9 protein-coding genes are annotated in these 10460 nt (G+C 71.3%); 5 read left to right on the forward strand and 4 right to left on the reverse strand.

Going from position 1 to position 10460, the window contains the following annotated elements; translation table 11 throughout:
* Positions 1–85 precede the first annotated feature (85 nt).
* Both ACFWTE_RS28550 and ACFWTE_RS28555 read right to left on the reverse strand, forming a co-directional pair.
* Positions 86–574, reverse strand: a complete 489-nt coding sequence (locus ACFWTE_RS28550) for an Lrp/AsnC family transcriptional regulator (protein WP_378783018.1) — start codon at positions 572–574, stop codon at positions 86–88.
* A 164-nt stretch (positions 575–738) separates the two neighbouring features.
* Positions 739–2346 (reverse strand): PucR family transcriptional regulator, encoded by a 1608-nt coding sequence (locus ACFWTE_RS28555; RefSeq protein WP_378783019.1) that lies wholly within the window; start codon positions 2344–2346, stop codon positions 739–741.
* 196 nt (positions 2347–2542) lie between these two features.
* Here ACFWTE_RS28555 and ACFWTE_RS28560 point away from each other — a divergent pair, with 196 nt between their 5' ends.
* Positions 2543–3829: an aspartate aminotransferase family protein gene (locus ACFWTE_RS28560; RefSeq protein WP_378783020.1), complete on the forward strand. Its 1287-nt coding sequence runs from the start codon at positions 2543–2545 to the stop codon at positions 3827–3829.
* 146 nt (positions 3830–3975) lie between these two features.
* Complete coding sequence (locus ACFWTE_RS28565) at positions 3976–5484, forward strand: CoA-acylating methylmalonate-semialdehyde dehydrogenase (RefSeq protein ID WP_378783021.1); 1509 nt, start codon at positions 3976–3978, stop codon at positions 5482–5484.
* A 240-nt stretch (positions 5485–5724) separates the two neighbouring features.
* Here the strand turns inward: ACFWTE_RS28565 and ACFWTE_RS28570 are convergent, their stop codons facing one another.
* Both ACFWTE_RS28570 and ACFWTE_RS28575 read right to left on the reverse strand, forming a co-directional pair.
* Positions 5725–5970, reverse strand: coding sequence for a hypothetical protein (locus ACFWTE_RS28570; RefSeq protein ID WP_378783022.1), 246 nt, complete (start codon positions 5968–5970; stop codon positions 5725–5727).
* A gap of 240 nt (positions 5971–6210) precedes the next feature.
* Positions 6211–7023 carry a carbon-nitrogen hydrolase family protein gene (locus ACFWTE_RS28575; protein WP_378783023.1) on the reverse strand — a complete coding sequence of 271 codons (813 nt, stop codon included), beginning with the start codon at positions 7021–7023 and terminating at the stop codon, positions 6211–6213.
* 143 nt (positions 7024–7166) lie between these two features.
* Here ACFWTE_RS28575 and ACFWTE_RS28580 point away from each other — a divergent pair, with 143 nt between their 5' ends.
* From ACFWTE_RS28580 to ACFWTE_RS28590, 3 genes are read left to right on the forward strand one after another with little or no spacing between them, the layout of a single operon-like run.
* A complete protein-coding gene (locus ACFWTE_RS28580; protein WP_378783024.1) occupies positions 7167–7838 on the forward strand; it encodes a TetR family transcriptional regulator in 672 nt (223 codons plus the stop codon).
* Positions 7839–7896: 58 nt separating this feature from the next.
* The gene (locus ACFWTE_RS28585; protein ID WP_378783025.1) at positions 7897–8820 is read left to right on the forward strand and encodes an ATP-binding cassette domain-containing protein; all 924 of its coding nucleotides are present in this window, start codon (positions 7897–7899) and stop codon (positions 8818–8820) included.
* Positions 8817–10415 (forward strand): ABC transporter permease, encoded by a 1599-nt coding sequence (locus ACFWTE_RS28590; RefSeq protein ID WP_378783026.1) that lies wholly within the window; start codon positions 8817–8819, stop codon positions 10413–10415. The genes ACFWTE_RS28585 and ACFWTE_RS28590 overlap by 4 nt, the downstream gene beginning before the upstream one ends.
* Positions 10416–10460 lie beyond the last annotated feature (45 nt).

Here is a 10460-nt window from a genome sequence, read left to right on the forward strand (position 1 = left end):
CACCTCCGGGCCGTGCCCTGCGCCGGCCTCGGACCGGGTCCCGGCTGGGGGGCGGCGGCCGGTCCCGGCCGCCGCCCCACCGGTGCTAGCGCGTTCCCCAGGCGTAGGTCTGCTTGCGCAGCTTCAGGTACAGGAAGGTCTCGGTGGAGGCCACCGTGTCGATCCCCCGTATGTTCGCCAGGATGTCCAGGAGCTTGGCGTCGTCCTCCGCGACCACCTCGACCATCAGGTCGAAGGAGCCCGCCGTGATCACCACGTACTCCACCCCCTCGACCTCGGAGACCGCGTCGGCCGCGGTGTTGAGGTCGCCGGTGGTGCGCACGCCGATCATGGCCTGGCGGTTGAACCCCAGTGTCATGGGGTCGGTGACGCCCACGACCTGGACCACCCCGGATTCCAGCAGCCGCTGGACGCGCTGGCGCACGGCCGCCTCGGAGAGCCCGACGGCCTTGCCGATGGCGGCGTAGGACCTGCGGCCGTCCTCCTGGAGCACCTCGATGATGCGTTTGGCGGTGTCGTCCAGAACGACGCCGTTGACCCTGCGCGCGGGTCCGGAGTCCGACTGCTCGGTCACGTGGACCTCCGCTTTCTTCAAAAGAATCCGATTCCTGAAGGTGCACTGACAGGCGGATTTGCTTGCCACCTCGACACCGAACAACGGATTCCAAGTTACTGCACCGTTGTGACGGTGTTGCGACACGGGAGGGGCGCCCGGGTTGCACGGCGCCCCACCGGGCCTCAGAGCTCGTCGCGCACCGAGTCCAGGGACAGGAGCGCCACGTGCAGGGACAGGCAGGTCTCCACCCCGTCGAGGTCGGTGTCGAGGACGTGGGAGATCCGCCGCAGCCGGTCGTAGAACGCGGGGCGGGACAGGTGGGCGCGGCTCGCCGCCAGCGCCTTGTTGCGGCCCGCGCCGAGGTAGTGGCGGAGCATGTCGGTGAGGTCGCTCCCGTGCCTGGCGTCGTGGTCCAGCAGGGGTCCCAGTTCGCGCTCGACGTAGGTCTGCAACCGCTCGTCGTCGCGGAGCAGGTGCAGCAGGCCGCGCAGGTGGAGGTCGGGCAGCCGGTAGAAGGCCCGCCGGTCGCTCTGGCGGATGGCCACGTCACCGACCTGGCGGGCCTCCAGGAAGGAGCGCCGCACCTCGCGGATGCCGTCCGCAGAGGAGCCCACGGCCAGCACGGCGGCGTCGCCGACCGCCCCGCGCACCCGCTCGGCGAGCATGTGCAGGGTCGGGTCGAGCCGCTGCCGTCCGGGCAGCGCGAGCAGGATCCCCACGCGCAGGTCGTCCAGCGAGCCGACCAGGGCGGGAAGGCGCAGTTCACGGCAGGCGCGCGCGGCGCCCTCCGCCGTGTCCGACAGCCGCGCCTGGGCGGCGAGGCCGGTCCCGCTCTCGCGCAGGCGCAGCACCACCCCCACCAGCTCGCGCCCGTTGAGCGGGACGCCCACGGCCCGGGCCCGGACGAGCGCCTCCTCCGGATCGGAGTAGGCGCGGTCGATGATGCCCGCGATGATCGTCCGGTGCGTCTGGCGTTCCAGGCTCTCCTGATGGCGTTCGAGCAGCCTGCCCAGGGCCAGGGTGGTGGCGGCGCGTTCGATGAGCATGCTCTGGCGCGGGGTGGGGTTGGCCCCGGCGATGAGGATCAGCCTCCCCCAGTCCTGTCCGCGTGCCCCGACCGTGGTGACCAGCCAGCCGGTGGCCGGGGCGTGGACGGTGCGCGACCCCGAGCGGACCGCGCGCGACCGGCTCTCCCAGGAGGTGAGCAGGGTGCCGGGGTCCTCGCCGTTGAGGTCGCAGGCCAGTACCTGGTGGGTGAGGTTCTCCAGGACCACCGGGCAGCCGGACAGCTGGGCGACCTCGTGCAGGATACGGCCGGTGTCGGCGCCCTCCACCGACAGCTGGGTGAACACCGAGTGCAGCTTCTCGGACTCCCGCAACTCCTCCAACTGCTCGTTCACCACGCGGATGTGCACGGCCTCGGTGATCTCGACGAACCTGGCCTCGCGGTCCAGCAGTACGACCGGGACCCCGGCCGCGCGTGCGGCGTCGAGGAAGGCCGCGGGCAGCTCGGCGTGGTACTTGCGCCCGAGCTCGACCGCGATGCCGCTCACCCCGACGGCGGCGAGGTCGTCGATGTAGCGGCGGAGCGCCTCGGGGTCGTCGGGCATGGCGATGCCGGTGCTGAGCACCAGCTCACCTCCCCGGAGCAGGTGGGCGAGGTCGGTGACCTCGGCGATGTGGACCCAGCGCACCGCCACGTCGTGCAGCTTCTCGGCCCCGACCACGACCCGGGGGCGGGCGCGTTGCAGGGCGGGGAGCTGGAGGACCTCGGCAAGGGTGGGGAGCACCGGCCCAGTCTAGGAGACCGCTCCGGAACGCAGTGTCGGCGCGGGACCGCTCCGCCTTACACCATGTAGGGCTCCGCGGGGCCGCGACCTCGGGTTGGAGCATCACACGGGATCCTTTACAGGTCGTAAGCCCGACCGTCATGTTGTCAACATGCTGATTCTGGCCATCCGGGCGGGGCCGGGCGAGACTGGAGCCATGTCGGAACTTCTCTCGCGCCACCGCGCGGTCATGCCCTCCTGGCTGCCCCTCTACTACGACTCCCCGCTGGAGATCACCAGCGGCAAGGGCTCCCGTGTCACGGACGCCGACGGCAACACCTACCTGGACTTCTTCACCGGCATCGTGACCAACATGCTCGGCTACGACGTGGCCGAGGTCCGGGAGGCCGTCGAGCGCCAGATCGCCAAAGGGGTCGTGCACACCTCCACGCTGTACCTGATCCGCAACCAGGTCGAGCTGGCGGAGAAGATCGCCCGGCTGTCCGGTATCCCCGACGCGAAGGTCTTCTTCACGAACTCGGGCACCGAGGCCAACGAGACCGCCCTGCTGCTCGCCACGTTCGCGCGGGGCAGCGACGAGGTCCTCGCGATGCGCGGCAGCTACCACGGGCGGTCCTTCGGCACCGTGGCGGTGACCGGCAACCGGGCCTGGAAGAACTCCTCCCTGTCACCGCTGAACGTGCACTACCTGCACGGCACCGACCACGCGGCTCCGGCCTTCCGGGGGATGACCGACCGGGAGTACGTCCAGGCGTGCGTCGCCGACCTGCGCGACGTCCTGGACACCACCGCCCCCAACGTGGCCTGTCTGATCGCCGAGCCGATCCAGGGCGTGGGCGGGTTCGCGATGCCGCCGGACGGCCTGTACGCCGCGTACAAGGAGGTGCTGGACGAGCACGGCATCCTCTTCGTCTCCGACGAGGTGCAGACAGGGTGGGGCCGTACCGGGACCAGCTTCTTCGGCATCGGCAACCACGGGGTGACCCCGGACGCCATGACCTTCGCCAAGGGGCTGGGCAACGGCTACGCGGTGGGCGGCGTCGTGGCCCGCGGCGACCTGATGGACCGGCTGGGCGCGCTGGGTGTGGCCACGTTCGGCGGCAACCCGGTGTCGATGGCGGCCGCCGGGGCAACCCTCGACTACGTACTGGAGCACGACCTCCAGGGGAACGCGCTGCGGCAGGGCTCCCTGATCATGGAGGGCCTGAAGGCGCTGACCGTGCTGCCGAGCGTGAAGGACGTGCGCGGCAAGGGGCTGATGTTCGCCGTGGAGATGGCGGACCCCGCGACGGGGGCGCCGTCGCCGGCGCTGGCCGCGAGGGTCCTGGAGACCACCCGCGAGCGCGGGCTCCTGGTGGGCAAGGGAGGCGTGCACGGCAACGTGCTGCGGATGGCTCCGCCCCTGACGCTCTCGCAGGACGAGGCCGTGGAGGGCCGCGACGTTCTGCTGGACGTGGTGCACGCCGTCGACGACGGGGCCTGAGGGCTCCTGCGTGGCCGGTGCGCCGGAGGGGCCGGAGGGGCCGGTGCGACTTGTGGTCCTCCCCGCCGGGGGATCCCCCGCCCCTTCCGAGCGGACCCGCGCCTTCGCACCTGTGGACAACGCCTGTGGACAAGAAGAGGGAGCACATGAGCAAGCACGTCACCCACTGGATCGGCGGGCGCACCCACGAGGGGCCCGCCAAGCGCCGGGGCGACATCCACAACCCGGCTTCCGGCCTGGTCTCCGGCACGGTCGACCTCGCCGGGGCCGAGGAGGTCGACGCGGCGGTCACCGCGGCCCGGGAGGCCTTCCCCGGCTGGCGGGACACGTCGCTGTCCCGGCGCGTGCAGATCCTGTTCCGTTTCCGCGAGCTGCTCGACCGCAACCAGGACCGGCTCGCGGAACTGATCAGCGCCGAGCACGGCAAGGTCCTCTCCGACGCCCGTGGCGAGGTGGCCCGCGGACTGGAGGTCGTGGACTTCGCCTGCGGCATCCCGCACCTGCTCAAGGGCGGTTACTCGGAGAACGTGTCCACGGGTGTGGACTCCTACTCGATCCTCCAGCCGCTCGGCGTGGTCGCCGGCATCACCCCGTTCAACTTCCCGGCCATGGTGCCGATGTGGATGTTCCCGGTCGCGATCGCCTGCGGCAACGCGTTCGTGCTCAAGCCCAGCGAGAAGGACCCCTCGGCGGCCGTGCTGCTCGCCGAACTCTGGGCCGAGGCCGGACTGCCGGCCGGGGTGTTCAACGTGGTGCACGGCGACAAGGCCGCGGTGGACGCGATCCTGGAGCACCCGGACGTGGCCGCGGTCAGCTTCGTGGGCTCCACCCCGATCGCCCGGTACATCTACCGGACCGCCGCCGAGCACGGCAAGCGGGTGCAGGCCCTGGGCGGGGCCAAGAACCACATGGTGGTACTGCCCGACGCCGACCTGGACCTGGCGGCGGACGCGGCGGTGTCGGCGGGGTTCGGCTCGGCGGGCGAGCGCTGCATGGCCATCTCGGCGGTGGCCGTGGTGGACCCGGTGGCGGACGAGCTCGTCGCGAGGATCCGCGAGCGGGTGTCCCGCCTCCGGGTGGGGCCCGGCGACGACGACCGCAGCGACATGGGCCCGCTGGTCACCCGGGAGCACCGCGACAAGGTCGCCTCGTACCTGGAGTCGGGCGTACGCGAGGGCGCGACCCTGGCGATCGACGGCCGGGCGCACCCGGTGCTGGGCGACACCCCCGACGGTTTCTGGCTGGGGCCGTCGATGCTCGACCACGTCGGACCGGAGATGGCCTGCTACCGGGACGAGATCTTCGGCCCGGTCCTGAGCGTGGTGCGCGTGGGCGACTACGACGAGGCGGTGGAGCTGGTCAACGGCAACCCGTACGGCAACGGGACCGCGATCTTCACCAACGACGGCGGTGCCGCCCGGCGGTTCCAGAACGAGGTCCAGGTCGGCATGGTCGGGATCAACGTCCCCATCCCCGTGCCGATGGCCTACTACTCGTTCGGCGGCTGGAAGCAGTCGCTCTTCGGCGACTCCCACGCGCACGGCACGGAGGGTGTCCACTTCTACACCCGCACGAAGGCGGTCACGGCGCGATGGGCCGACCCGGGCCGGCGGCCCGCGGGCGGCGTCGACCTGGGCTTCCCCACCAACGGGTAGCCCCGGGTCGGGGAAATACCGGACGGATGTCTCTCACTGACGGTCGGCGGGGGACGACACGGAGTATCGTTGTCCCCGTACACCCTCACGGGGCGTGTTCGGCGGCGCAGGCCGCCACAGGAGACCAACCGGGATAGACGCGCTCATTTCCCCTCCTCCCCGATGGAAGCGGGCGCGTCAGCGGAAGCGCTCCGGGTCCGTCTCTCCCCCTGGACCCGGAGCGCGACCGTCTTCCTGCTCCTACCGCACAGCGAACAGACGCTCGCCCGCGCGGATCACCGACTCGACGCCGATGATCCCCGCGCACTCGTCACAACCGAACACGCGGCTTCCGTCCGGAAGCTCGCCGAGGGCCTGCCGTGGCCGTGGCCACTTGGTGTGGCAGACGACGCAGGCATCCCCCATGCACTGCGCTCCGCTCAGAGACCTCGGGTCGTACACGTAGATGTCGTGTGTGTCGTCAGGCAGCGTGTCTGGTTCGCACATCGTGCTCGTTCCGCGCAATGTCCTTGCTCCCCCCGTGGTTTAGGACAGTCTGGCGGGCCGATAGTTATCGGCTCTTTATTGAATCAGAAGCTCTGGGCGCCTGGAAGGGTCCGGACCGATCTAAATCACTCCGTGCAGGGTGATCATAACCCTAAGTGACCAAGTCTGGGAAGACCCTGATCAGCAACGACACTTCCATGCCCTTTGTCCGATATCCGCGGCAGGGTTGCGACGCGGCGCTCAGTCGGTCGGGCGCGCGGAGACCGAGAATCGGCGCAGCGACAGCGCCGGATTAACGCCTCGCACCTCTTCGACCCTGTCGGCCGAAACCCGGGCCGTGGCGACCGCGAAGGACTGCTCCCCCAGTGCCGCGACCGCCGTCCCCATCGGGTCGACCACCATGCTGTTGCCCGCACCCGTCGGCGCCGCCTGCCCGGCCGCCGCCACGTACACGGTGTTCTCGATGGCGCGGGCGCGGGCCAGCGTCCGCCAGTGCTCCTCCTTCAGCGGCCCGGGGACCCACTGCGCCGCCAGGAGCACCACGTGCGCGCCGGCGTCGACGATCCTCCGGGTCATCTCGGGGAAGCGCAGGTCGTAACAGGTCTGGAGGCCGAACACCACGCCGTCCGCGGTGAAGGTCTCCGGCTCCTCGATCGGGCCGGGCCTCAGCACGTCCGACTCCTTGACGCCGAACGCGTCGTACAGGTGGATCTTGCGGTAGTGCGCGACCCGCTCCCCGTCCGGGGAGAGGGCCACCAGGGTGTTCGTGAAGCGGTCCGCCTCCGCGTCACCCGCCTCGTTGACGCCCAGGACGACGTGCACGCCCTCGCGCCGGGCGGTGTCGGCGACCGCAGAGACGAAGGGCCCGTCCAGGGGTTCGGCCGCCTTCACGCAACGGTGGTCCATGCGCGACGCGGTGAACATCGTGTACTCGGGGAACAGGACCACGCCGGCCCCCTCCGCCGCGGCGCGGGCGGTCAGCAGCGCCACCGAGCGCTGGTTCTCCGCCTTGTCCTGACCTGGGGCGAACTGGGCGACCGCGACCTGCGCCATGGACCTCTCCCTGTGGTTGTGGTGACGCCCGGGGGCGCCGTGTTCCGAGTGTACGACCGCCCCCGGCGCCGCACCGGTCAGGCGTCGGGGCGTTGCGCCTACCCTCTTGCCAGAGGGCTGAACACGCGTTTAATGTATTGAACATGAGTTCAGCATCCGGGGAACCCCCCGACCGCGCGTCGGACCTCACCGCGCGCGCCCGCATCCGCGACGCCGCGGTCGCGTGCTTCGGGCAGCAGGGGTTCGACGTGACCGTACGCACCATCGCCGAGCGGGCCGGCGTCTCCGCCGGTCTGGTCATCCACCACTTCGGCTCCAAGGCCGGACTCCGCAGGGCCTGTGACGATTACGTCGTCGGACTCGTCAACGAGATCAAGACCGAGTCGATCACCAGCCACGACTCCCGGACGATCCTCCAGCAGCTGTCGTCGATGGAGGAGCACGCCCCGCTCCTCGCCTACCTCTTCCGGGCGATCCTGGCCGGAGGGGAGACCGCCACCGCCCTGTACGAGCGGATGGTCTCCGACGTGGAGCGCTATCTCGCCGCCGGAGAGGCCGAGGGGACCGTCCGCCCGAGCCGGGACCGCGCCAAGCGGGCGCGGTGGATGGCTGCCAACGCCACCGGCTCCCTCCTCCTCCTGGTCACACTGCGCCCGCCCGACGGCGGCACCGACTTCGGTCGGGTCATCCGCGAGTGGTCGGAGGAGTACATGCTGCCCGCCCTGGAGGTGTACACCGAGGGCCTGCTCACCGAGCGCACGATGCTCGACGCCTACCTCATGTACGTCGGCGACCCGCCGGGAGGAACCAGCTGACCGGCATCCCCACCCGTCCGCGCCCACCGCCCCCCACACACGGAGAGAAGACCCGACCATGTCATCACCCGCCATCGACGTCCGCGGCGTCGACAAGTACTTCGGCCGATTCAAGGCCCTGGACGATCTGGACCTCACCGTCCGAACCGGCCAGGTCGCGGGTTTCCTCGGACCCAACGGCTCCGGGAAGTCCACGACCATCCGCGTCCTCCTCGGCCTCCTGCGGGCCGACTCCGGAACCGCCGTCCTCCTCGGCGGCGACCCCTGGAGGGACGCCGTCGAGCTGCACCGACGGATCGCCTACGTTCCCGGCGACGTCGCCCTGTGGTCCAACCTGACCGGCGGCCAGGCCATCGACCTGCTGGGACGGCTGCGAGGAGGGCTCGACCCCAAGCGCAAAAAGGACCTCCTGGCGCGGTTCGAGCTGGACCCGTCCAAGAAGGCCCGGACCTACTCCAAGGGCAACAGGCAGAAGGTCGCCCTCGTCGCGGCGCTGGCCTCCGACGCGGAGCTGCTCATCCTCGACGAGCCCACCTCCGGCCTCGACCCGCTCATGGAGTCGGTCTTCACCGGGTGCGTCCTGGAGGCCAAGGCACGCGGGCGCACCGTCCTGCTCTCCAGCCACATCCTCTCCGAGGTCGAGAAGCTCTGCGACACCGTGACCATCATCCGGCAGGGGCGCACCGTCGAGTCCGGCACCCTGGACGACCTGCGCCACCTGACCCGCTCCGCCGTGCGCGCCACTGTCACCGGCGATCCCCGCTCCCTGGAGGGGACGGCCGGGGTGCACAACCTGGTGGTCGAGGGCGACAGGGTCGCCTTCGACGTCGACGCCGCCGACCTGGGCCACGTCATGCGCCGGGTCACCGACCTGGGGGTCAGCTCCCTGGTGAGCAACCCGCCCTCCCTGGAGGAGCTGTTCATGCGCCACTACGGCGACGCGTCGGCAGCGCTCGACGGCAACGGGGGCACGGGGCGATGAGCGCGTTCACCGGCACCGGAACCCTCATCCGGTTCGTCCTGCTCCGCGACCGCGTCCGCATGGGCGTCTGGACGGCCGCCCTCACCGGCACCGTCGCCGCGACCGTTCCCACTCTCGACGAGATGTTCGCGACCGACGCCCAGCGGCAGGCCCGCGCGGCCATCATGAACACCCCGACCGGGATCGTCTTCGGCGGCCCCGGCTACGGGCTCGACGACTACCAGCTCGGGCCGATGCTGGTCAACGAACTGGTCATGAGCATGCTCATCGCCCTGGCCATCATGAACATCCTCCACGTGGTCCGCCACACCCGGGCCGAGGAGGAGAACGGCCGCGCGGAGCTGCTGCGCGCCGGCGTCCTGGGGGCCAGTGCCCAGATGACCTCCGCCCTGGTCACCGCGGCCCTCGTCAACGTCCTGATCGGGGCTCTGATCTCGACGGCGCTGCTCGCCAACGGTCTGGAACCCGCCGACTCGGCCGCCTTCGGGGCCGGCCTGGCGCTGGCGGGCCTGACCTTCGGCGCCCTCGGCGCGGTGACCGCGCAGATCGTGGAGCACGCGCGCAGCGCCTCCGGCCTGGCCTTCGCGGCGGTCGGTGTCCTCTTCATGCTCCGGGTCGCCGGCGACATGGCCGAGCAGGGAGGCAACGCCCTGTCCTGGCTCTCCCCGTTCGCCTGGGGCCAGCAGACGCGGATGTACGACGACCTGCGCCTGTGGCCGCTCGTCCTGTACGCGGTGTTCACGGTCGCGCTGTTCGCCGCCGCGTTCGCCCTGGCCGGCCGGCGCGACCTGGGGGCCGGCCTCGTCGCGGCCCGCCCCGGCCCCTCCGGTGCGAGCCGCCTGCTCGGCGGGACGTTCGCACTCCACCTGCACCAGCAGCGCGGAGCCGCCCTGGCCTGGACGGTGTCCGCGTTCCTCTTCGCCCTCGCGTTCGGCACCCTGGCCACGGAGGTGGAGGGGATGCTGGCGGAGAACCCCGACCTGGCGGCCGTCCTCGGCAACGCCGCGGACGACGCCACCGCGGGCTTCCTGAGCGTCATGGTCGGCTACGTGCTGATGGCCGCCTCCGCGTACGCCGCCCTGTCGGTGCTGCGCGTCAGAACCGAGGAGGCCTCGGGGCGCGCCGAGATCACCCTGGCCACGGCGGTCGGCAGGGTCCGCTGGTTCGGGACCGCCCTCCTGGTCAGCGCGCTGACCTCGACCCTGATCGTGGTGGCGGGCGGCCTCGGGACGGGCCTCGGCGCGGCCTACGCGACGGACGACCCCTCCTGGACGTGGACGCTCACCGAGGCGGCCCTGGTCCAGCTGCCGGCTGCCCTGATGTTCGCCGCGCTGGCCGCCCTGCTGGTGGGTACGGCCCCCCGCCTGGTCCCGCTCGTGTGGGCGTGGCTCGGGTACAGCATCCTCGTCTCGATGTTCGGCGGGATGCTCGGCCTGAACGACCCGCTCATGAACCTGAGCGCGTTCGAGCTGATGCCGCGGCTGCCCGTGGACGAGTTCGACGCGGTTCCGGTGCTGATCGCCCTGGGAGCCGTGGCCGTGGCCAACGCGGCCGCCCTGGCCGGCTTCCGCCGCCGGGACCTGGCCACCGTCTGACCGTCACGCAGCCCGGGTGCTCCGGCCGAACCCGCGGGTTGGGGC

It is taken from the genome of Nocardiopsis sp. NPDC058631 (assembly GCF_042716955.1).
GTDB lineage: Bacteria > Actinomycetota > Actinomycetes > Streptosporangiales > Streptosporangiaceae > Nocardiopsis.

Coding starts and splice junctions, on each gene's coding strand:
- ACFWTE_RS28560 (WP_378783020.1), top strand. CDS start 2,543: ATGTCGGAACTTCTCTCGCGCCACCGCGCGGTCATGCCCTCCTGGCTG.
- ACFWTE_RS28565 (WP_378783021.1), top strand. CDS start 3,976: ATGAGCAAGCACGTCACCCACTGGATCGGCGGGCGCACCCACGAGGGG.
- ACFWTE_RS28570 (WP_378783022.1), bottom strand. CDS start 5,970: ATGTGCGAACCAGACACGCTGCCTGACGACACACACGACATCTACGTG.
- ACFWTE_RS28575 (WP_378783023.1), bottom strand. CDS start 7,023: ATGGCGCAGGTCGCGGTCGCCCAGTTCGCCCCAGGTCAGGACAAGGCG.
- ACFWTE_RS28580 (WP_378783024.1), top strand. CDS start 7,167: ATGAGTTCAGCATCCGGGGAACCCCCCGACCGCGCGTCGGACCTCACC.
- ACFWTE_RS28585 (WP_378783025.1), top strand. CDS start 7,897: ATGTCATCACCCGCCATCGACGTCCGCGGCGTCGACAAGTACTTCGGC.
- ACFWTE_RS28590 (WP_378783026.1), top strand. CDS start 8,817: ATGAGCGCGTTCACCGGCACCGGAACCCTCATCCGGTTCGTCCTGCTC.